At 54.2% G+C, this 22,854-nt stretch carries 21 protein-coding genes; 11 read left to right on the forward strand and 10 right to left on the reverse strand.

From position 1 onward, the window contains the following. Window positions 1–31: 31 nt before the first annotated feature. Together MWU61_RS00280 and MWU61_RS00285 are read right to left on the reverse strand one after the other, a co-directional pair. Window positions 32–508: a nuclear transport factor 2 family protein gene (locus tag MWU61_RS00280; protein ID WP_247125826.1), complete on the reverse strand. Its 477-nt coding sequence runs from the start codon at window positions 506–508 to the stop codon at window positions 32–34. 2 nt (window positions 509–510) lie between these two features. Next, complete coding sequence (locus tag MWU61_RS00285; protein ID WP_247125827.1) at window positions 511–1,143, reverse strand: glutathione S-transferase; 633 nt, start codon at window positions 1,141–1,143, stop codon at window positions 511–513. Window positions 1,144–1,249: 106 nt separating this feature from the next. Here MWU61_RS00285 and MWU61_RS00290 point away from each other — a divergent pair, with 106 nt between their 5' ends. Then, entirely contained in the window at window positions 1,250–2,149 is a 900-nt protein-coding gene (locus tag MWU61_RS00290) for a LysR family transcriptional regulator (protein WP_247125828.1), read from the forward strand. An 87-nt stretch (window positions 2,150–2,236) separates the two neighbouring features. Here the strand turns inward: MWU61_RS00290 and MWU61_RS00295 are convergent, their stop codons facing one another. The 3 genes from MWU61_RS00295 to MWU61_RS00305 all read right to left on the reverse strand — a co-directional run bounded on the left by MWU61_RS00295 (window position 2,237) and on the right by MWU61_RS00305 (window position 6,203). Then, a complete protein-coding gene (locus MWU61_RS00295; RefSeq protein WP_247125829.1) occupies window positions 2,237–4,240 on the reverse strand; it encodes a Hint domain-containing protein in 2,004 nt (667 codons plus the stop codon). A 344-nt stretch (window positions 4,241–4,584) separates the two neighbouring features. Next, on the reverse strand, window positions 4,585–5,415 hold the full coding sequence (locus MWU61_RS00300) for a MipA/OmpV family protein (RefSeq protein WP_247125830.1): 831 nt from the start codon (window positions 5,413–5,415) through the stop codon (window positions 4,585–4,587). 92 nt (window positions 5,416–5,507) lie between these two features. Continuing rightward, window positions 5,508–6,203, reverse strand: coding sequence for a hypothetical protein (locus MWU61_RS00305; RefSeq protein ID WP_247125831.1), 696 nt, complete (start codon window positions 6,201–6,203; stop codon window positions 5,508–5,510). A gap of 172 nt (window positions 6,204–6,375) precedes the next feature. Between MWU61_RS00305 and MWU61_RS00310 the strand changes: the two genes are divergently transcribed. Next, entirely contained in the window at window positions 6,376–7,527 is a 1,152-nt protein-coding gene (locus MWU61_RS00310) for an AraC family transcriptional regulator (RefSeq protein WP_247125832.1), read from the forward strand. A 101-nt stretch (window positions 7,528–7,628) separates the two neighbouring features. Here MWU61_RS00310 and MWU61_RS00315 read toward each other — a convergent pair whose 3' ends face one another. Next, window positions 7,629–8,066, reverse strand: coding sequence for a MarR family winged helix-turn-helix transcriptional regulator (locus tag MWU61_RS00315; protein WP_247125833.1), 438 nt, complete (start codon window positions 8,064–8,066; stop codon window positions 7,629–7,631). A gap of 73 nt (window positions 8,067–8,139) precedes the next feature. On the opposite strand from MWU61_RS00315, the gene hmgA reads away from it, so the two are divergent. From hmgA to MWU61_RS00345, 6 genes are read left to right on the forward strand one after another with little or no spacing between them, the layout of a single operon-like run. Beyond that, window positions 8,140–9,501 (forward strand): homogentisate 1,2-dioxygenase, encoded by a 1,362-nt coding sequence (gene hmgA, locus MWU61_RS00320; RefSeq protein ID WP_247125834.1) that lies wholly within the window; start codon window positions 8,140–8,142, stop codon window positions 9,499–9,501. Further along, window positions 9,498–10,139: a maleylacetoacetate isomerase gene (gene maiA / locus MWU61_RS00325; RefSeq protein WP_247125835.1), complete on the forward strand. Its 642-nt coding sequence runs from the start codon at window positions 9,498–9,500 to the stop codon at window positions 10,137–10,139. The genes hmgA and maiA overlap by 4 nt, the downstream gene beginning before the upstream one ends. Continuing rightward, window positions 10,136–11,383, forward strand: coding sequence for a fumarylacetoacetase (fahA, locus tag MWU61_RS00330; protein ID WP_247125837.1), 1,248 nt, complete (start codon window positions 10,136–10,138; stop codon window positions 11,381–11,383). Before maiA ends, fahA begins: the two co-directional genes overlap by 4 nt. Before the next feature lie 11 nt (window positions 11,384–11,394). Continuing rightward, entirely contained in the window at window positions 11,395–12,345 is a 951-nt protein-coding gene (locus tag MWU61_RS00335) for an MBL fold metallo-hydrolase (RefSeq protein ID WP_247125839.1), read from the forward strand. A 5-nt stretch (window positions 12,346–12,350) separates the two neighbouring features. Beyond that, entirely contained in the window at window positions 12,351–13,979 is a 1,629-nt protein-coding gene (locus MWU61_RS00340; RefSeq protein ID WP_247125841.1) for an FAD-dependent oxidoreductase, read from the forward strand. Continuing rightward, complete coding sequence (locus tag MWU61_RS00345; RefSeq protein ID WP_247125842.1) at window positions 13,976–14,170, forward strand: DUF2783 domain-containing protein; 195 nt, start codon at window positions 13,976–13,978, stop codon at window positions 14,168–14,170. The genes MWU61_RS00340 and MWU61_RS00345 overlap by 4 nt, the downstream gene beginning before the upstream one ends. A gap of 81 nt (window positions 14,171–14,251) precedes the next feature. Here MWU61_RS00345 and MWU61_RS00350 read toward each other — a convergent pair whose 3' ends face one another. Beyond that, window positions 14,252–17,299, reverse strand: coding sequence for an efflux RND transporter permease subunit (locus MWU61_RS00350; protein WP_247125843.1), 3,048 nt, complete (start codon window positions 17,297–17,299; stop codon window positions 14,252–14,254). A 9-nt stretch (window positions 17,300–17,308) separates the two neighbouring features. Beyond that, window positions 17,309–18,355 (reverse strand): efflux RND transporter periplasmic adaptor subunit, encoded by a 1,047-nt coding sequence (locus tag MWU61_RS00355; protein ID WP_247125844.1) that lies wholly within the window; start codon window positions 18,353–18,355, stop codon window positions 17,309–17,311. A gap of 131 nt (window positions 18,356–18,486) precedes the next feature. Here MWU61_RS00355 and MWU61_RS00360 point away from each other — a divergent pair, with 131 nt between their 5' ends. Beyond that, window positions 18,487–19,506 carry an AraC family transcriptional regulator gene (locus MWU61_RS00360; protein WP_247125845.1) on the forward strand — a complete coding sequence of 340 codons (1,020 nt, stop codon included), beginning with the start codon at window positions 18,487–18,489 and terminating at the stop codon, window positions 19,504–19,506. 196 nt (window positions 19,507–19,702) lie between these two features. Then, entirely contained in the window at window positions 19,703–20,347 is a 645-nt protein-coding gene (locus MWU61_RS00365) for a DsbA family oxidoreductase (RefSeq protein WP_247125846.1), read from the forward strand. Window positions 20,348–20,411: 64 nt separating this feature from the next. Here MWU61_RS00365 and MWU61_RS00370 read toward each other — a convergent pair whose 3' ends face one another. Together MWU61_RS00370 and MWU61_RS00375 are read right to left on the reverse strand one after the other, a co-directional pair. Next, on the reverse strand, window positions 20,412–21,425 hold the full coding sequence (locus tag MWU61_RS00370) for a zinc-binding alcohol dehydrogenase family protein (protein WP_247127185.1): 1,014 nt from the start codon (window positions 21,423–21,425) through the stop codon (window positions 20,412–20,414). Between the two features lie 106 nt (window positions 21,426–21,531). After that, window positions 21,532–21,822 (reverse strand): putative quinol monooxygenase, encoded by a 291-nt coding sequence (locus tag MWU61_RS00375; RefSeq protein WP_247125847.1) that lies wholly within the window; start codon window positions 21,820–21,822, stop codon window positions 21,532–21,534. A 104-nt stretch (window positions 21,823–21,926) separates the two neighbouring features. On the opposite strand from MWU61_RS00375, the gene MWU61_RS00380 reads away from it, so the two are divergent. Continuing rightward, complete coding sequence (locus MWU61_RS00380) at window positions 21,927–22,817, forward strand: LysR family transcriptional regulator (RefSeq protein WP_247125848.1); 891 nt, start codon at window positions 21,927–21,929, stop codon at window positions 22,815–22,817. The last annotated feature ends 37 nt before the right edge of the window (window positions 22,818–22,854 follow it).

Here is a 22,854-nt window from a genome sequence, read left to right on the forward strand (position 1 = left end):
GTTGGATATTTCGATGCTATCGATTGATGGCCTAGAGGCCCAAGTCGCTCAGACTGGGGTGATCGTCGGGACGACGTCCGAGCGGCCAGTGGAACTTTCGGTCTGTTTCTGCAATAGGATGTTCGTTGATGCTGGCAAACCGCCGGTCCATGTAACCGTTTTCATCGAACTCCCAGTTTTCGTTGCCATACGCACGGAACCAGTTGCCGCTGTCATCGTGATATTCATAGGCATAACGCACCGCGATGCGATTTCCATCATGGACCCATAGTTCCTTGATCAGACGGTAATCCAATTCCTTGTCCCACTTTCGGGCGAGAAATTCAGCGATCTGCGCACGGCCTTCGGGGAACTCGGCGCGGTTGCGCCACTTACTGTCAGCTGTGTAGGCCTGTGCGACTTTGGCGGGGTCGCGACCGTTCCAGCCATCTTCGGCAAGGCGGACTTTTTCGATAGCGGTTTGGTGTGTGAAGGGCGGCAACGGGTGACGCGGGGCTTCGGATGTCATTCTCATTCTCCCTTTTCAGCTAGTAGACCAACGGCGGTCGTGGGCATTGCTTCGAATCCGGGCAATGCTTCGAAACGGTCAAGCCAGGAGCGCACATTCGGATAGGGGGCAAGTGATACGTTTCCTTCCGGCGCATGGGCCGTGTAGGAATACGTCGCAACATCCGCGATTGTCGGGCGATCACCGACAAGCCAATCACGGCCTACCAGACCTTGTTCCAGCTTTTGCATTGCCTTCGTTGCCACTGCGGCGGCGAATTCTGGCTCTAACGGTGCGCCAAAAACAGTGATCAACCGAGCAGCGCAAGTTCCAAACGCAATTTCACCAGCAGCGAGCGTAAGCCAAAGTTGCACATTAGCTTCGCCGATTGCCGTGCTTGGTATCCAGTCGGGGGCGTATGTCCGCGCAAGGTAGACTAAGATCGCGTTCGAATCCGAAACGATCACGTCGCCGTCCTCGAGAACCGGCACTTGGCCATTCGGGTTCATCGCGAGAAATTCAGGCGATTTATGCGCACCGGCGCCAAGATCGACAGGGATGGCTTCATGCGCAATTCCTGCAAGTTTTGCGAATACCAAAGCACGATGCGCGTGACCTGATTTGGCGAAATGGTGAATGCGGACCGCGTTCGACATGAGCGTCTCCAGTAATTTTGAATGTTAGTGGATGATTAGCAGTTGCAGTCATGAGGGATAATTGCCACTTTTGGCGTAACTTTAGGCCCTGAAAGGGCGCAATGTCATGGACAAGATTGACCGCATGCGCGCGTTTGCGTTGGTTGCAAACAACGCTTCATTCACCATCGCTGCTCAGCGTATGGGGCGGTCTGCGCGTTTGGTTAGCAAATACGTTGCTGATCTGGAAAATGCGCTGGGTGTACAATTGCTCAACCGCACGACGCGCAGCGTCTCTTTGACGGATGCGGGGGCGACCTACTTGGCACTATGCGCGCCGCTGCTCGATGGGTTTGATGAGCTTGAAGACAGAGTGAGAAATGAACAGGCATCGTTGCGCGGCGTGATCCACGTTTCGGCACCCACTGGGTTTGGTGCTTTGCGACTTGTCCCATCGCTTGCGCGATTTGCCGAGAAACATCCGAACGTAGAACTTGATTTGAAGTTCTCAGACCGTAGGGTTTCAATTGTCGAAGAAGGCCTTGACCTAGCAGTCAGAATTGGCCCGATGCGCGACAGTTCCCTTAAGGTACGCCAACTTGGCCGCATGCCTTTGGTTGTCTGCGCATCGCCAGCCTATTTGATCCGTCACGGGCAACCGGACCATCCGAAGGCGCTTGCCACGCACGAATGTATACTCGACGGCAATATGACTGAACCGACAGTTTGGCGATTTTCGGTCAACGGCCAAGATGAAGCTGTGCAAGTAAACGGGCGATTTCGGATGAATGCTCCAGCGGGGTCGGCCCGTCTTGCCATATCAGGGGCGGCGATCGCACGATGTCCTGCCTATACGGTTGCCGATGCTTTGCGGTCGGGTGAGTTGGTCGAGCTTTTCGCCGAGAACCGTGTGCCGCCTTATGTTGTGGCCGCGCTTTTCCCACAAAACCGGCGGCTGACGACAAGAGTGCGCGCATTGATTGATCATCTCGCAAACGACTCGGCATTGTGCCCAGACGGTGCATGATGAACGCAATTTTTACGCGCCCGTATCAGTGATTTTTGCCCGCAGTATATACGGTTGTGATCCGACAATATCATTAGGCATCGCTCATCACGAACGTTGGTTAACCAAAACCCGTGCTTCATATTCTTTCACGCAGCGTCGTGCGGTTTGGTTGTGTGGGCTGCCCATTGTCCGTAGCTCGGGGAACAAATCAAATAGCTCATCGCGTGAGGAATCTTCAATCGCATTCAGTCCGATTTCGCCCGCGTAGAAGCTTTCTGTCGGTAGGTCGTTTGAATAAACGATCTCGTGTTGGTCGAACATGATGTGAATGTAAGTCACCTCGTCACATGGTTTTTCGAATGCTGCACCGGTCCCGACGAGGTGTTTCGCGGTGACCAACACCTCGTTCGTGCCGAAGTAGAGCTCTGCTTGATAGCCCACGATCAGAACGCGGTGGTTCGGGGAAACCAGGATGGAATGCTGCGTGTCACCTTGTTTTGCGCCTAGGAACTTCACGGGGGCAAATCGGCCCCGCCCAACAACCGTTCGGCTTCCGATCCAGCGGATTGGACGAAGACCATGGTCTCGGGTCAGCACCAGATCGCCCGGCTGTAAGGTTTCAACTAACCTTTCGCCCATAGGTGTCTTGATCAGGGTGCCTTTCGTGAAACAGGGAACGTCACGGTAGTCTAGGTCATTCACAAGCGGTGTAGCCCCGCTTCCATTTGCTGCGGTGTCGTTGTCAGATTCCGACAGCGTAAAATTCCCAGCCACATCGATATCTGCGTCGTTGGCGTCGTATCCAACAACATTATCAACGACGTCCTTCAGTCCGTCGCCATCGCTATCGACCGATGCGTCAATTGCCGCTTGGCTGATACCGTGACCTGCTTCAATGACATCATTGACGCCATCGTTATCCGAGTCCGTATCGAGAAAATCAGCAGTTCCGTCGGTATCTGTGTCAACCGGTGTGACACCGCCAGCCTCGTATGCGTCGTCAAGTCCATCCCCGTCGCTATCGTTGCCCGTAGGCGCGATGTAATTGGCTGTGCTTTGGCCTTCGACGTTGTCGGTGATCCCGTCGTTGTCGCTATCAAGATCAAGGTGATCAGCGACGCCATCACCGTCGCTATCCGTTGTGCTAACGATACCGCTGACATTGAAGACTTCTGTGGTCGTTCCGCCAAAATTCGGATTTGCACCTGAATCGATAACGACAACGCCATCAAGCGAAACCGTATAGCTCGCCGGGTCCGCACCACTTATGCCATCGCCAAAATCATCGATAACCGTGAAGGTGTAGTCACCCAAGCCAGCAACGCTGACATTCGTGACTTCGACGACGTTATCATTAATCGTCGTGTCGCTGGCGATAAGATTGCCGTCAGGATCACGTAGTTCCCACCGCGTATTGTCCATCTGAGTGAACTCATCGGCGTCGAATGCGATCGTGATCGTGCTTGGCGTGGTGACAGAGTACCCTTCGTCAGTATCCAAGATTCCGTCGCCATCATCGTCGATATCTTGGTCATCTGTAATGCCGTCGCCATCCGTGTCCAAGGCAGGAACATCAAAACGCAAGTCGCTGATACCCGACCCACCCGTGCTCGTCCCGTTGGGTCCGGGTGCAAAGGTCAAATCGATCTGCGATATAGGCCCCGGTAGATTAACGGTTACATCGTTCGCGATCGTGCCTGCGGATTCAATGGTCACCGAACCGTCAGGGTTCGCGAATACGTTTTCGTCCTGAACGCCGCTTAAGCCGGCAATGACCGTGGTAGGATCCAGAAGTACGCCGTTCTCGTCATACGCGTAGATGATCCACAGGTCATCGAACGTCGATGCGCCGTCGTCGTTGACGTGGATGAAGTCAAAATTCAGATTTTCAATTGGCGTCGAAAAATCGTAGCTCGCCGTGATCGGGGACGTTACCCCAAACGCGCCAAATTCAGAAACCGTATTACCACCTTGTGATGCGTCCCAGGCATTGGCTGTAAAGCTGGCCGTAACGACTGTGCTGTTGCCGCCTTCAGATACGGTTGTCGTACCGTTCTCTGCCGTCCCATTGGGACCGGTCAGCCACAGAGCATTATCAATAAAAGCCATCTTGCAGGTCTCCTTCGCTTCAGGCCCCATGAACACAGGCTTCGCAAAGTCGTTTGCATCCGAAATTCTACATCAAAGATGCGAACCCCTTGAACCTCAACCTTTTGGTTGATCGGCAGGTAGAGACTATTGCGTGGTCGTTGGACGGGACTTGCTGAAAAGATAAATGGTCCTGCTTGGGAATCCCTAAGCAGCAAACGGCTAGCGTGGCAGCTAAAGATATATCCAGAGGCAGGATTTTACCGAGCAACTACCAGAAAGGTTAGTCGACTATCCGAATTGGCGATTTTTCTGCCAATAGCTTCGGTGCTGGCCGTTTGCGTATAACCTCAACTGGTCCATGACTAGAAGGTATAGTTGATCATTAGGCCCGCAGTCGCTTGTTCCTCTGATCCGCGTTCTTGCACAATTGAAGAGTCACGCACGTCACCGCTGAGGCGATCAAATTCGGCAAACCCAACAAGCGATACATTCTGATTAAGCGGCACAAATGCCGATGCGTGCAGACCGTATGACATGATGCCGCCGTTTGCGTCATATTCACTGATACCGGACGCCACGGATTGGGCCGCCGAGACATCAAAATAGGTGCTCGCATAGCTATCGTCAGAAAAACTGGCCGTTGGACCAAATGAAATGACGGACTGCTTTCCTAGAATTTCGACGGGTGCGTTGTAAGTGATATCAACGTCTCCAACGATCCCATCATGGCCGCCATCGACGCCCTTGCGGATCGCAAGATTGGCCTGCAGATTTCCATATGTATAGGCGAGATAGCCGCCGACTTCGGCGGTCTCTTCAATATCCCCCAATCCCGCGATTTCCGACTTAGCGACGCTGGACAACAGAAGGTCATGTTTGGAAGGGGTATCTTCACGGCCAAAATCATATGTCAGTGCGACGCCTGCGGTCAGGTTGTCGTCTTTATAGACGTCATACGACACCCCATCGAGCAAAGAGATATTGAGACGATCTCCGATGGCGACAGACACGTTGGGGATCGCGTAGGTCGACGTCTCATTGCTGCCGAGGAATGATGGCGCGGAGACCACGCCACCTGTGATCGTGAAGAAGATGTCGTGTCCGGCAAAAGTGTCTTCTGGGGCGTTTTGCGCGAAGGCGTTGGCGGGGAGGATGGCCAACATGATCGCGGCGCGTGTTGTGATAGGTTTCATAGTCTTCTCTTTCTAGATGCGCGGTATTGCGCGTTTGTGGAAATGGTGAGGGATTTGTTGATCTAAGAACGGCGCAAACTGGTTGGTGCGGATCAAGCCTGCTTCACTTGCACGCGACGCCCCTTGCCGAACAGAATCCGGAAAAGCCAAAACAGCATCAGCACAATGATCGTTAGCTCAGGCAGCGATAGGATCCCGCTGTCGCGCACCGCCTGTGGGAAAATGCTGGCGCCGGGCCCAGTGAATGCAGAACCGGCAGCGATGAAAAAACCGAGACACATGCGCCAGATGTGCTGTGCAATCCGGTGGCGATCCGTCAGGGTTTTACGCAAGAGCACGACAAGATCGTTGATCACGCCAACACCGGCCATCCCTGCGAGGAAGAAGTAGTCAGCGGACGCAAAACCGCGCAGCGTTTGATCTGGGAATGTCAGTGCGCAAAACCCGGCTGCGATTAGACCTGCAGTGTTGAGAAGGTTCACACCTGCAACCGCGCCGAACGATGCAAAGCGGTGCTTATTTCGGATACGGGCGAGTAACCACCCGCTGATGACCAAGGTCATGCCCAGAACGCCTGCGTGAAATGTGATGTAGAATGTGTCGAACTTAATCAGCCCAAGGATTGCACCGAGGCATGAAGACAGTCCCATTGTGATCGTAAACACGCGGCCTGCGTTGATGTGTTGTGATCCACCTTTTCGGACGGCGAATGTGATGGCGCCCATCACAACGGCAATGGTTCCAGTGGCGATATGCGCGATCGTGGTGATCGTCAGAAATATGAACATTTGAGGTCTCTTCGGCTGTGGCCAAACATCTGCTGGCCGTGAAATTTGAACCCTCATTGCCCGTCAAATTTGTGCCTGTCGTCCGCGCGGGACGGCGCGTACACTTTTCGTGTATTTCAGTTGGTCCGTTTTGAACGTTGATGCCGGTAAAGAATTTCGCCTATCAATCGGCATGCTTACCGATGGAATCATTGCCCTATCAGCGGCGTGCTTGGGCATCGCACTCGCCGGTGCGATGTCTGCGATACGCGGCCCGCAAGACGGGCCCGCACGGTTTTATCTCATGCTTGTCTTTGGCGTGTTTGGCGGCATCGTTGCGACGCCACTCGTCTTTGCGTTCGCCCCGTCAATGTACGGCTTTTACTTGCCGGTCATCTTGGTCCTACTGATGATCCAGCCGCCTGCCGTTTTCTATTATGTCTCCGCAAAGACGACCGAACTGACATCTTCGTCTATGCGGCGACGTGACATCGTCCTACCGATTGCGGCCGGATTGGTGATGGTTGGCTACTGGTTGCAGCCCGCGCAGGCCAAAACCGCGATGTTCATTTCTGGCGATCTTCCTGCAGGCGTCATTCCGTCAACGCTTGTCTTGACGACGTTTGTCCTGATCTTCTGCTGGGTCGTGTCGTCGTTTGTTTATCTCGTCGCCACGTTGCAAAGATTGCGTGAATATCGATCAAAACTTCGGACACTTTATTCCAATCTCGATGACCGTGAATTGCGGTGGCTCGACTGGTTTGTGGTTTCTATCGTCATCGTTTGGGCTGTGGTTGCTGTTACGTTTGTCGCCGTCAATATAGGCTTCGATCAGATAGTGATCGAAGAACTAGTTTACGGGCTGACCGCGTGCCTTCTGTTATTTGTCATGGCATTTGCATCGATATCCCCACCCGACCCGATGATCGAAGACCTTGCGACGCCAGAAGATCCGCCGGAGGCAAAATATGCGCGGTCAGCGTTGAGCGATGATCACGCGCAACAACTTGCCGCGCGCATCAAGTCCGCAATGAGCCAAGATGCGTTGTATCTTGATCCTAATCTGTCGTTACAGAAACTATCGCGTCATGTCGGCGCTTTGCCCAACCAGATTTCTCAAACGTTGAATGAACGCATTGGGCTGACGTTTTTCGACTTTATTGCGCATCACCGGATTGAAGCTGCCAAACCGCTCATCATTGAGAATAAGGAATCTTCTTTGACGATTTCATTGGACGTTGGTTTCAATTCGCGTTCGACATTTTACAAAGCTTTCAAGCGGGAAACCGGCATGACGCCCAAGGCCTATCGGGACACGATGGCGGCTGAGCTTGAAGGTGCATGAGTGTCTCGCAATCCAAGGTCAGTTGCCTAGGAAACCCTTAGCAGCAAGAACGGCAATTATTCCTTCGGTGGCACCCCAATGCCTATCCTGCGGTTGCATGATTAGCGTGGTGCAATCAGCTTTTCCAAACATTGACGAAGCACCTTTTGTTCCTCGGCCGAAAAAGAAGCCATCAGGTTTTCGTTGAAGTCCAACGCCTCTTTTTGAAGATCGACAAAGGCGCTTTGCCCTTGGCTGGTCAATGAAAGGGTTTCATGCCTGCGGTCCGTCGGAACGGTTGATCGTGTCAAAAAGCGACGGTTTTCTAACGCTGACACTGCGCGGCTGACCTTCGTTTTATGCAGGTCCGACATTTCACAGATTTGTTTTGCGGTTAAGTCACCGTATCGACCGAGGTGAAACAAAACGCGCCACTCAGTCCGCAGCATACCGTAGCGGTCTTTGTAGGCCCTCTGAAAATCGAGACTGGTCAATTCAGCCGCGCGGTTCAGCAGGTAGGGCATGAAGTCGGATAGTTGGAATTGGGATTCTTTTGACATCTTGTGAAAATAACCTGTTGATAGTTACAAATGCAACAAATACTTAAGTGTGAATCATGTTGAAGGAAGCCCCATGAATAAATCTGTTACACCACATGGCCTACAACAAGCACCGACAGCGGTAGGCACTGTCGAAGGATACATGCCTGGTTGGGGCAACGACTTTGAAACCGAGGCATTGCCGGACGCATTGCCGCAAGGCATGAATTCCCCGCAAAAATGCAACTACGGCCTTTACGGCGAACAATTGTCAGGCACCGCTTTTACTGCGCCAAGCCATCAAAACGAACGGACATGGTGTTACCGGATCCGTCCGTCCGTGAAGCATTCGCATCGCTATGAAAAAATTGATCTTCCGTACTGGAAATCGGCGCCCAACGTGGTCGCAGATGTAACATCGCTTGGTCAGTATCGTTGGGACCCTGTGCCGCATACGGACGCGCCTTTGACGTGGCTCACGGGCATGCGCACGATGACAACGGCGGGTGATGTGAACACGCAGGTCGGCATGGCGACACATGTCTATCTGGTGACCGAAAGCATGGTCGACGCTTACTTTTATTCCGCCGATTCAGAAATGTTGGTCGTGCCGCAAGAAGGCCGTCTGCGGTTTTGTACTGAGCTTGGTGTCATTGACATTGAACCGCAGGAAATAGCGATTTTGCCGCGTGGCCTTGTGTACCGTGTTGAGGTTCTTGAAGGTCCGTGCCGTGGTTTCGTTTGTGAAAACTATGGCCAGAAATTTGAATTGCCGGGCAGGGGGCCGATTGGGGCAAACTGTATGGCAAACCCGCGTGATTTCAAGACGCCTGTCGCCGCCTTCGAAGATCGCGAAGTGCCGTCAACGGTCACCATCAAATGGTGCGGCCAATTCCATGAAACGAAGATCAACCAAAGTCCGTTGGACGTGGTCGCGTGGCATGGCAATTATGCGCCATGTAAATACGATCTGAAAACCTATTGCCCTGTAGGGGCGGTCCTGTTTGACCATCCCGATCCGTCGATCTTTACAGTTCTGACCGCGCCATCTGGGCAAGAAGGCACGGCCAACATCGATTTCGTTTTGTTCCGCGAACGTTGGATGGTTGCCGAAGATACGTTCCGCCCGCCGTGGTATCACAAAAACATCATGTCCGAGCTGATGGGTAATATTTACGGTCAATATGACGCCAAACCCAAAGGGTTCATTCCGGGCGGTATCAGTCTGCACAATATGATGCTGCCGCACGGGCCCGACAGGAACGCGTTTGAAGGCGCATCTAATGCCGACCTTCAGCCACATAAGCTCGATAATACCATGTCATTCATGTTCGAAACCCGCTTCCCGCAGCACTTGACGACGTTCGCAGGAACCGAAGCACCTTTGCAGGACGACTACATTGATTGCTGGGCGGACATGGAGAAGAAATTTGACGGGACACCCGGTAAAAAATGAAGCTTTACGGCTATTGGCGTTCAACCACATCGTTTCGGGTAAGGGCCGCGCTGAACCTAAAGGGGGTCGCTTATGAAACGGTGTCCGTGGATTTGGGCGCGGGTGATCACCATGCAGCCAGCTATATGGCGCTGAACCCAAGCGGGGGCGTTCCGACCTTCGTTCTGGATGATGGGACGATCCTGACCCAGTCGATGGCTATTTTGGATTACATCGATGCGACATGGCCTGACCCGAAGCTTATCCCGGCTGATCCGATGGCGCGCGCAAAGGTTCTGGCAGTCGCACATGGCGTCGCGTCGGATATTCATCCGGTTAATAACTTGCGTGTCATGAAAGTCCTTGATGGTGAATTTGGTGCAACAGCGGATCAAAAGAAAGCTTGGATGCAGCATTGGATGGCAGAAGGTTTGGCAGTGATCGAAACACAGCTTTCCAGCAATACGCCTTTCGCTTTTGGTGACGCACCTGATCTCGCTGACCTTTGTATCGTTTCGCAAATGTATAATGCCGATCGCTGGGACCTTCCTTTGGACGGCTTTCCGAAACTCGCAAAAATCACCGCAAACTGCCTTGCCGTGCCGGCCATCATGGCCGCTCACCCCGACAATCAACCCGACGCGAAAGATGACACATGACATTGCTTAAATCTTGGGTGGAAAGCGCGAATAACGCCGATACGCCTTTTCCACTCAACAACCTCCCTTACGGTGTTTTTGCACCTGACGCAGAAACGAGGCCGCGGTGTGGGGTCGCCATCGGCGATATGATTTTTGATCTGTGCAAAGCCGAAGGGGATGGCCTGATTGATCTGGGCGCTGCTGTTTTCGACGTCCCCTATTGGAACGAAGTCATGGAACTTGGGCCTGAAGGATGGGCCTATTTGCGCGCGCGCTTGATCGCGTTGTTGGCGGAAGGTGCGGAAGCATTGCCAGACTATCTTGTCGCGCAATCGGATGTGACGATGCAGATGCCGTTTAAGGTCGCTGAATTCACCGATTTTTACGCAGGTAAGCATCACGCGATGAATGTCGGCACGATGTTCCGAGGACCAGAAAACGCATTGCCGCCTAACTGGCTGCACATCCCGATCGGGTATAACGGCCGTGCCTCAACTGTCGTTGTGTCGGGCACGGACATCGTGCGCCCGAACGGGCAGACCAAAGCGCCGGACGCCGAGGTGCCATCCTTTGGTCCTTGCAAGCGTTTGGATATCGAACTGGAAATGGGGGCCATTGTTGGTGGCTCAAATACAATGGGTGATCCGGTAACGGTTCAGCAGGCCGACGACATGATCTTCGGGTATGTGCTGCTGAACGATTGGTCCGCGCGCGACATTCAAGCGTGGGAATACCAGCCGCTTGGACCGTTCCAAGCGAAAGCATTCGCCACGTCGATCAGTCCATGGATCGTGACGAAAGAAGCGTTGGAACCGTTCCGCACCAGCACACCTGCGCGCGAAAAGGATCTGTTGCCTCATTTGGTGGAACCGGGGCCGATGCTTTATGACATTGACCTGTCTGTCACGATGGCCCCAGCGGGCAAGGGTGCGACAACCATTGCGCGGACGAACTACAACCAGATGTATTATTCCGCAGCCCAGCAACTGGCGCACCACGCGACGTCCGGCTGCGCCATGAACATCGGAGATCTGATCGGATCGGGGACCATCTCTGGCCCTGAAAAAACCGAACGCGGATCACTGCTGGAACTGACGTGGGGCGGCAAAGAGCCGATGACCCTTGAGACTGGCGAGACCCGCACGTTTATCGAAGATGGCGATACCCTGACACTAAATGGCGCGGCTAAAGGTGACGGTTATCAAATCGGTTTTGGTACCTGCACTGGTACCATTCTTCCTGCAAAATCATTCCCTGTATAAGGACCACAACAATGGCAAAAGCGTTCGCATCCCAAGGGGATATGTCTGAAAAGAAGATCACATTCGACGAAATCGGCGACGGGCTATACGCCTTTACCGCTGAAGGGGACCCGAATTCCGGAGTGATCATCGGCGACGATAGCGTGATGATCGTTGAAGCGCAGGCAACCCCGCGTCTTGCAAACAAAGTCATCGAAAAGGTCCGCGAAGTCACAGACAAACCGATCAGTCATGTTGTTCTGACGCATTATCACGCGGTCCGCGTTTTGGGGGCATCGGCCTTTGGGGCCGGTCAGATCATTATGTCGGATGCAGCAAGATCAATGGTGATCGAACGTGGTCAAGAAGACTGGGATAGCGAATTCCAACGCTTCCCACGTTTGTTTGAAGGTCATGAAAGCATCCCGGGCCTGACCTATCCGACAACAACCTTCAGCGACAGCATGACCGTCTATCTCGGCAATCGCCGCGTTGATATCAAACAGATTGGTCGGGCGCATACGGCCGGGGATGCTGTCATTCACGTGCCGGACCAAAACGTTATGTTCACGGGCGACATCGTTGAAGATCACTCTGCCTGTTATTGCGGCGATGGCCATTTTGCGGATTGGGGCAATACGCTCGATGCGATCAAGGCCTATGATGTTGACGCTATTGCACCGGGTCGTGGGGGTGCATTGATCGGAAAAGGTGCCGTTGAGCGTGCGATCGAAAGCACCCGTGATTTTGTGAATTCAACCTATGCACCTGCCGCGCGTGTCGCTGTGAAAGGCGGTTCGCTCAAGGACGCATGGGACGCTGTGCGCGCTGAATGTGATCCAAAATTCTCCGATTATGCGATCTACGAACATTGCCTACCGTTCAACGTAGCGCGCGCCTACGACGAAGCCCGTGGCATCGCGCACCCTCGCATTTGGACAGACAAACGTGACATCGAAATGTGGGAAGCATTGCAGGGGTAATCGCCATGGTCGCCGTCAGATATCAAACCGCGTTTCAGCTATACCCGTATGAAAAGGTTGCGGCGCAAGATGCGGACAGGCCGCATCGCCACCCCGTCGTGATCGTTGGGGGCGGACCTGTTGGTATGGGGCTTGCGCTTGATCTAGGGCGAAAAGGCACGCCTTGCGTCGTGCTGGATGATCATGACGGCGTCGGTCAAGGTAGCCGCGCAATTTGCTTTGCGAAACGGACGTTGGAAATTTGCGACCGTTTGGGATGCGGCGATCCGATGGTCGACAAAGGCGTCGTGTGGAATGTTGGACGCGTTTATCGGGATGAAAAAGAGGTCTATAACTTCAACCTTCTTCCCGAAGACGGCCACAAACGCCCCGCCTTTATCAATCTACAACAACCGTATTTTGAACAGTATTTGGTCGACGAAATTCGTCGCCAACAGGCCATGGGTGCGCCTATCGAAATACGGGGACGCAACTGCGTTACAGCGCTTGATCAAATGCCGGATCATGTTGTTTTGACAGTTGATACGCCCGATGGACCTTATCAGCTTGAAGCTGACTATGTGGTTGCCTGTGATGGGGCGAATTCCCCTATTCGTGGGATGATGGGGCTCGATTTTGATGGGCGGGTGTTTGAAGATAACTTTCTGATTGCTGACATCAAAATGCGGGCGGATTTCCCGACGGAACGCCGGTTTTGGTTCAATCCACCTTTCAATCGGGGTGAAACGGCGCTTTTGCACAAGCAACCTGATGATGTGTGGCGGCTGGATTTCCAGCTTGGCTGGGACATTGACCGCGAAGCAGAACTAAAACCGGAACGGATCAGCGAACGGGTCTCTGCCATGATCGGTGAGGGCATCGATTTTGAATTGGTTTGGACATCAATTTACACGTTCCGTTGCTGCACGATGGACGAATACCGCCATGGCAATGTGTTCTTTGCCGGTGACGCCGCCCATCAGGTCAGCCCGTTTGGGGCGCGTGGTGCCAACGGTGGTATGCAGGATGTAGACAACCTTGGTTGGAAACTGGCGGCTGTCGTCAATGGCGAAGCGGGCGATGCCTTGCTGGACAGCTACCATGACGAACGCAAATATGGGGCAGAGGAAAACATCAAGAACTCTAGCCGCACGGCCGATTTCCTGACGCCGCGCAATCCCGCGCATACGTTGTTTCGTGACGCGGTCCTTGACCTTGTCGAAGATCAGGCATTCGCACGTCCGTTGGTTAATTCCGGCCGCTTGTCGCTGCCTTGTACTTACGATCAGTCCAAATTGAACGGCCCAGATGAACTGCCGGATGCGCCTACGCGAACTCGTCCAGGTAGCTCATGCTCTGATGCCACGCTCTCGCAGGGGCACTTGCTGGACCGGCTTGGTGATGTCTTCATGTTGCTGGCAATAAAGGTAAATATCCCCGAGACCTTTCACGTTGCAGGGCTTGATATCGATGTTGTTGAACTGGCCGAGGACGACGACCCGACGGGTGCGCTAGCAGATCGTTATCTTGGCACGAACAGCGCCGGAGTTTATCTCATTCGGCCAGATCAACACGTCGCGGCGCGTTGGGAACAATTTGATCGCGAGGCTATTGAGAAAGCTGTGCGCATGGCGCTCGGGGGGACAGAACAATGACGAAGTTGAACCTTTCGGCCAACCTAGAAAACCCCGATGATTTCTATGCCGCATTGCTCGCGGCTCACGATGGGCTCACCTTAGAAGAGACGAACGCATTCAACGCGCGCCTTATTCTGGTTCTCGCTAATCATGTCGGGGATCAAAATATACTGGAGCAGTCGATCAAAATCGCGTCCCAAACCGGTTAGCGGTTCAGTTTCATTGGGTAGCAGACCGTTGCCGCGAGTGTTCGATTGAGCGCCGGCAACGGCTGCCTCCAATGTCCAAACTTACCCCGCCGACGCGACTTCAGCGCGCTCAACGACGCGCTTGAAGAAAAGGTAATATAACACCGGTGCTGCGATCATCGTCAGTACAGACGCGAACGCCAATCCGCCCATGATCGTTGCTGCCATGGACTGGAAGAAAGCGTCCCATAGCAACGGCAACATCCCCAGGATTGTCGTCGCAGCCGCGAGGAATACGGGCCGCAGTCGGGATGTCGATGCCGTAACGATAGCCTGTTCCAAAGGCATGGTGGGGTCTGCCGCACGTGTCAGGTCGATTTCTTCGACAAGCACGATGCCGTTCTTGATCAGCATACCGGACAGGGACAACAGTCCCAGCAAAGCGGTGAATGTGAACGGTAATCCTGCACCGAGCAACGCAAGGCTAACACCGTTGACAGACATGGGAACCAATAGCCAGATGATGATCGGTTGGCGCAATGCGTTGAACAACAGCACGGTGATCAGGACCATGATGATCATACTCATCGGAAGCTGTGAACCGAGAGACGCCTGCGCATCAGTTGAGCTTTCGTATTCGCCGCCCCATTCCATGATGTAGCCGTCTGGAATGTCCATGTCTTCGATGGAAGCGCGCACTTCGGACAGGACTTCGGTTGCGGTCATGTCGCGTGGGATATCCGCACCCACGGTGATGACATTTGTGCGGTCACGGCGGAAAACCAACGTATCCTGCGGTTCGAATCGGAAGCCATCGATCACCTGTTCCAAGGGCACCAATGCCGCGTTGCTATCCGAATAGATCACGTGATCAATCAACGATATATCCGCATCCGGCGCGGTACGCAGGATGATCGGGATTTGCCGATCCCCTTCGCGGAAGACGCCAGCGGCGCTGCCTTCGGTGGCAAATTGTAAAACTCTGGTGATATCGGATCGCGAAATGCCGGATTCTTGGGCGCGGTCTTCGGCGTAAATCGGGCGCAACACCAGTTCCTTTTCACGCCAATCATAGCGCGGCGATATGATATTGGGTGATGCCGCGCGCAGACGTGCGACAGCTTCGTCAGACAAATCGCGCAGGATTTCTGGATCAGCACCGGAAAAACGGACTTCGATCGGCGCCCCACCACCCGGACCGAAAGCCAGACGTTTCGCGCGGAATTCACCCTGCGGCACGGCCTCGACCGCGAATGCCTCAAGCGCGTCCATCTCATCTTCGATCACGTCCAGCGACGTGACACGTACGATCAAGTGGCCGTAGCTGGGGTTCGGATCTTCGCTGTCGTAGGTCAGCATGAAACGCGACGCGCCCATGCCTGAATATGACGTAACAGCGATCACGTCGTCGCGTTCGATCAGCCAGTCTTCCAACGTCTGCATGTCGCCCGACGTCTGATCGATACCTGCGCCCTGAGGCAGTTTGTAGTTCACAAAGTAGAGCGGTGTGTTGCTGTCTGGAAAGAACTGTTGCTTGATTTGCCCAAACATTGCGTAGCAAACAACCGTTGTGCCGATCAGCGCGGCCAGCACAAGCCAACGCAGCTTCAGGCTGGCCCGCAAGACGCTGGCATAGCCGCGAAAGATCAGACCATCGTAGCCACCAGTGCCGCCCGCTTCACCCTGACGGAAAAAATAGTGGCCCAACAACGGCGTGACAGTGATCGCCAGCACCCAAGATAACAGCAACGAAATTGCGATAACCGCAAATAACGAGAACAGGAATTCACCTGTCGCATCGGGGCTTAGACCAATTCCGGCAAAGGCCATGATCCCGATCACAGTCGCACCGAGCAACGGGATTTGTGTTTTGCTTGCCGCCTCTGTTGATGCTTCGCGCGATGTTTGCCCGCGCTGCATGTTGATCTGCATACCTTCGGCCACAACGATGGCGTTATCCACCAGCATCCCCATGGCGATGATCAGCGCGCCCAGTGAAATGCGCTCCATTTCAATTGATCCAAGCGCCATGAAGAACAGCGTGCCAACCACCGTCAGCAACAGCGTGGCACCAACCACGACAGCCGCCCGCCATCCCATGAAAATTGCAAGCACGATGATCACAATTGCAACTGACATCGCGAGGTTCACCAGAAACGTGTTGGACGCTTCTTCGACGACCACATGCTGCTGGTAGATCGGCTCAATCGAAACGCCTAGGGGGATGGATGTCTTAAGTTGTTCCAATCGTGCGTCAACGGCGTGGCCGACTTCGACAATGTTTTCCGTCGCAAGCCCCGCGACGCCCAGACTGAACGCCTCTACACCGTTGTGTCGCAAGATTAGGTTCGGGGTATCTTCGCGGCCGCGATAGACATTGGCGAAATCGGACAGATTGACGACCTGACCACCGACGCCAACATCAAGTGCCGCAATCGCCGACACGCTGTCGGACCCTTCGGGGCGCTGCAACAATGTGCGTCCTTCGTCGCTTTGGATCGATCCGCCATCGACGACTTCGTCTGCGTTCGCGAGGGCAGCTTGCATCATCGCGGGCGGAATACCCAAAGACGTCGACAGGGCCAGATCAGGTTCAACGTAGATGCGTTCGTTTGGATTACCGGAAACCACGGCATCCGCCACACCGTCAACGGATAGCACCTCAAGCCGCAGGAAATCCGCAAGGTCATTGATTTCGCGGTCGCTAAATCCGGGGGCGGTCACCGCGTAGTATAACCCGTACACATCGCCGAAACTGTCGTTGATAAACGGCGTTGTCGCACCACTTGGCAGCGCTGCCTCGCTGACGCGATTGCGCAGTTTTGTCCAAATGCCGGGCAATTCGCTGCCATCGTAATGATCCTGCATTTCCACAGTGATCCACGAAAGACCGGGCTGGTTCATCGTTTCGATCAGGCGGACTTCACCCATCTTCTGAATGGCTGATTCAATCGGTTCGGATACCTCATCAGCGACTTCTTCCGCCGTAGCACCGGGGTATTGCGTGACCACAACCGCCACCTTGATGGTGAATGCAGGGTCCTCAAGCCGTCCCAGCGACGAAAACCCCCAGATGCCCCCGAACAGGCAGGTCAGAATGACGATCCATGTGTAGATCGCGTTGTTGATCGAAAAGCGTGCGATATCCATTGTGCGTTCTTAGCCCCCGAAACCGGTGAACCGGCGGACGTCTTGGCCATCTGTCAATGCGGATGCCCCGACAGTCACGATTTCTTGCCCGGCCTCAAGGCCCGATGTGATTTCAACTTCACCGCGCTCTGTTGCCGCGACTTCGACGGCTGTTAGCGTGACTTGCCCTTCGCGTTCGCCGGTTGGCGTAAACACCATGACGTGGGTCGATCCGTCGTTCGCAATCACCACCGCGGAGGAGGGGATCATCACCACTGTATCGTCCGTCGCCAAGGTGGTTGTGACCTTGACTGACGAACCAGGCCACACGGTTAATCCGTCCGTAGGTGCCATGCCAAGCGTGATCGAATAGGTCTGACCCACAGTCGCCGTTTCAGCATTCACTTCACGAATTCCAAGCGGATAGCGGTTTGGATCGCCCGTAAATTCAGCGTAAATTTCGACATCCGGATTACGGCCAGCTTGCCGGAACAAGATTTCTGGAACTTCGATTTCGATCCGAAGATCTGACATGTCGTGCAAGCGCACGACCGGTGTCCCCGCAGCCGTCGTTGAAAAGTTGGGCACAAGACGTGAAGCAACCAATGCATCAAATGGCGCAACCAACGTGGCCTGACTTAGCGCGCGTTCGGCGTTGCTGACCGCGATGCCCGACAATTCGACCTGCGTTTCAGCGTCCTGTACAGTGGTCGGGCTGACGACGTTACCTTCAAGTTGGCGGTAGCGATCTAAAGTGCGCTGGGCCTGTTGGTTGTTCACCAACGCCTGTTCCAAGGCCAGTTCAAACGGCACAAGATCAAGGCTGGCGACCAAACCGTCCTTGGGCACATCAGCGCCCTCATCCAGTGGGAATTCAACGATTTGACCGGACACTTGAAACGCCAAATCAACAGTTTCGCGCGCCACAACGTGACCAAAGAATACACGGCTCAGGCCGGATCCCGTTGCATCGACGGCCTCAATCTTAACGATAGGTGTTTGCGCCAGACTGATCGTAGGGAAAGCCAAGATTGTAGCGATTGCAATTGTCCGTATTGCGAGATGTATCCGGTTCACGTTGAACTCTCCTTGCTGCGATAGATTCGTGGACCTATCACAAAGACTCTTATCTAAACTGAACCGTTCACTTAAGCCCCCGTATGTGGTCTGTCTTGACATTTAAGGACAAAAAATTGTCATTTAAGGACATGACATATGTAATCCGCGCCGCTGCCCTTCGGGGCTACACTAAGGTCATGCAGGAACTGGGCGTTTCGCATGCCAAATTGCTGGAACAATTCGCAATCAGCGATGCAACTTTGCGCGATGAAGACGCGTTGTTGCCCATCGGCGCTGTGTGCGGCCTCCTCGAAGCCAGCAGTATGGCCACAAAATGTCCAGACCTCGGGCTGCGCATTGCCAAACATCAGGATCACGAGGTTCTAGGCATCCTTGGGCTTGTCATGATGAACGCGAGCACCCCAGCCGAAGCGGCGAGCATCGTTTCGCGATTCATATTCCTGCAAGGCACGGCGCTGCGGATCGATGTTCAAGACCCCGGCACGCTTATCCCTAACACGGTCGCCATCAACTTTTTCATCGACGGCGTTTCGGCAGAGGCGCAGCGACAGGCCCTTCAACTCACGCTCGGTATGAGCTTCCAAGCTGGACAAATGCGGGATCCGCTCCGCAAGACGATCAGAGCAGTTTCTCTGCCGCATGGTGCGGGCGGATCAATAGGCCAGTATCAGAAGTTTTTCGGTCTTCCGGTGTACGAAAACCAACCGCACGCTGCGTTTCATTGTGACGCAGCCGCATGGAATATGCCGATCGGGGATGTCGTTCCGAAGGTTGGGCAAATCGTCAAGGAACACCTTGAGCGGAATTTTCCGGTTCCGGGCCAAAGCCTCGCAGATCGCGTTCGGATTGTTCTACGCCCGATGATCGGAACGCCTCAAGCCAACCGCGAGGATGTCGCGCGCATCCTTGCCATTCACCCGCGAACCCTGCACCGACAACTCCTTGCTGAGAAGGCCAGCTTTCAAGACATTAAAGACACCCTGCGCAAAGAGCTGGCCTTGAAATACCTCACAGAAACAAATGCGACGCTGGCGCAACTGTCTGCGTTGCTCGGCTTCCCTGAACAATCCGCATTGTCGCGCGCCTGCCGCAAATGGTTCGACATGCCGCCCATCACCATTCGCAAGAGCCGCAAAAAGATCGGCTAGCGGTCCGATTACTTGCGGAGATGCCGTAAGGTTTACCGCGGATCGTTGCGGGCCCTGTGGCAAATGGCGTTCCCGCCCCCTATCTAGACACTCTGTCGGTGAAGACGGCCCTGATCAGGGTTTTCGACATCAATGATTTTAGGCTTTGGTTAGGCGGCGACCGCCGTACCTTTGATCCCAAACGGAGCGTATGAAAATGTCCAAAACTCTACAAATTGATATCGTATCTGATGTCATGTGCCCGTGGTGCATCATCGGGTATCGCCAGTTGTCAAAGGCGTTGGACGCCACTGGCACTGAACACGAAATTCAGTGGCATCCGTTCGAACTGAACCCGCAAATGCCGCCCGAAGGTCAGAACACCCGCGAGCATATCGCGGAAAAGTACGGCAGCACGCCTGAACAATCCGAGCAGTCCCGCCAACAGATGACAGCACTGGCGGCCGATCTGGGGTTTGATTTCGAATGGACCGAACATTCACGCATGCACAACACGTTCAACACGCATCAATTGTTGCACTGGGCGAACACCCAAGGCCGTATGCATGATTTGAAGATGGCGCTGTTTACCGCTCACTTCACAGACCAACGCAACCTGTCTGATAATGCCGTCTTAGCCGATGTTGCCGCCGAAATCGGGTTGGACCGTGCAGAGGCTGTGGCGGTGCTTGACGATCAGCGCTTTGCCAATGACGTGCGCGGCGCCGAACAGTTCTGGCAACAACAGGGTATCTCCGGTGTGCCAGCGGTAGTGTTTAACCGCAAACACCTTGTGACAGGGGCGCAGGGCGTCGAAAACTACACCAGCATTCTGACACAACTTGCCGAAATGGACGCATAAACAGCGTCATTTTTTCGGGTTGATCCAGCGGCCACTCACGCAAGGGCCGCTGGACCAAAGTGATTTATTCGAAACCTTCGACGACAACTTTGCCTTTTGCGGTGCCTGTTTCAATCAAGCGGTGCGCTTCTCGCATGTTTTCTGCGTTAATAGGGGACAGCACTGTATCAAGCGTTGTGCGGATGCGGCCCGCGTCAATTTCATCCGCGACATAGCTCAACAGGTTGTGCTGCTCGATCATGTCGTCGGTCTGGTGCGTGGCGCGGGCGAACATAAATTCCCAATGCAGGCTGGCCGCCTTGGTCTTCATGCCAGCCATTTCCATAGGTAGGTGGGTGTCGTCGATTGACACAATGCCGCCTTGCGGACGGATCAACTCGACAGCCGTATCCCAATGGCGCATGTCGTTGAAAATTGCGATGTGATCGACTTGTTGCATGCCAAGCGCGCGGGTTTGTGCGACCATATCTTCGCGGTGATTGATGACGTGGTCCGCGCCAAGTTCCCTGACCCAAGCTTCGGTTTCTGGCCGTGATGCGGTCGCGATAACCGTCAGTCCAGCAGCTTTGGCCAACTGGATACCGATGGATCCAACGCCGCCGCCAGCCCCGATGATGAGGATGCTATCGCCTTTGTTCGCGCCGTCGCGATCAATGCCAAGCCGGTCGAAAAATGCTTCATAGGCCGTGATGGTTGTCAGCGGCAACGCGGCAGATTCTGCAAAGCTTAGCGATTTTGGCTTAACGCCTACGATCCGTTCGTCCACAAGCTGGAATTCCGAATTTGATCCGGCGCGGGTGATGTCGCCCGCATAGTAAACTTCGTCGCCAACCTGAAACAGCGTCACGTCTGGGCCAACGGCCTCGACAACGCCGCTCGCATCCCAACCAAGGACTACTGGCGCGTCAGGCGTCGCATCGCGGTTTTGGCGGACTTTGGTGTCGACAGGGTTGATGGAAACGGCAGCGACCTTGACCAGAATGTCATGGCCTGTTGCTGTTGGTTTATTGACCTCCAGATCGAGAAAGGCGTCAGCGCGATCAATTGCGCCTTTTGTGGTGTAGCCGATGGCTTTCATTTTCATTCTCCGAATGTGATGGGGGCTGCGCGGCACCTGCAATAGGTGCCGCACGATGTTTGGTTGGGGGGAGGAAAAATACGACGTCAGTTTATGGTCGCGCGGTTCAGTCGATGTGGGTCATCTCGTTCAGGATGAATTCAGCAACAGCGCCATTTGTGGCCGCCGTATAGGCTGCAAGGTGTGGCGCGTTCATATGCGTCTGCCACAGTTCGCGGCTTTCCCAGTTTTCGTAAAAGGTGAAATGCGCAGGGTCTTCATTGTCCTGATGCAGGTCGTAGTTGATGCAACCTTCTTCGGCGCGGGTGATCGGGATCAGCTTCAAAAGCTCGGCTTTCACCAAATCGATTTTGTCTGCGTTTGCTGTGATGATGGCGACGATTGTAAGCTTGGACATTGTAATGTTTCTTTGGGTGTCTGTTCTTATGAGGTAGATATACATCGTTGGTATATACGGATAAGTAGGCACTATTCGAAATGATAATCCGGAAAATACGTTTAATGCTGATCGACAATATCCGCCTGTTTTTGACCATCGCCGAAAAGGGTAGTCTCGTCGCGGCAGGGCGTGAGGCGGGCCTGTCCGCGACCACAGTATCCGAACGCTTGGCAGCTCTTGAGGCGCATTACGGCGTGGTTCTATTCAACCGCACGACACGGTCGCTAAGCCTGACGGACGAAGGGCGCACGTTACTGAGTGGCGCCAAGGTGGTTTTGGGCGAAGTCGAAGACCTTGAAACACGTATACGGCACGGCGCAGATACATTATCCGGTCCAATCCGTGTCAGCGCGCCAATCGACATCGGCCGCAGTTTCGTGTCGCGGGTCATCTCGAAATTCACGGCAGAGCATCCAGCCATTTCAATCGAACTGCTTTTGTCAGACGGCTATGTCGACATCGTCGGGCAGGGCTTCGATCTGGCCATACGATTTGGCACGGTCACAGACAGCACCCTGCGCACGCGCAACTTGGGCCAATTCCACCGTATCGTTTGCGCTGCACCGTCCTACATCGCAAAGCACGGCGCGCCCCAGACACCCACCGATTTGGCGCATCATAACTGCCTGATCATGCGTTTCGGGACGACCTTGGATAATGTCTGGCGTTTTGGTGCTGAAAAGAAACATCAAACAGTCACCGTGCGTGGCAATATGATCGTGAATGATGGCTCACTTGTGCGAAAATGGGCGCTCGAAGGGCATGGGATCATTCTGAAATCAGAACTCGATGTGGCAACGGATCTGGAGGATGGGAAACTTGTCGCATTGCTGGAAGACTATGCGTCACCGCCAAACCCGCTCCAGATGATGTTCCCGCCGGGACGGGCACAGCCGCGCCGGGTCCGTGCATTGGCAGCGGCGCTGAAGACAGCGATGGCCGAAGAGCTGTAGTATGATAAATACGGACGTAGGTATCATCCCCGATTAT

The sequence above is a fragment of the Loktanella sp. F6476L genome (assembly GCF_023015725.1).
Lineage (GTDB): Bacteria > Pseudomonadota > Alphaproteobacteria > Rhodobacterales > Rhodobacteraceae > Yoonia.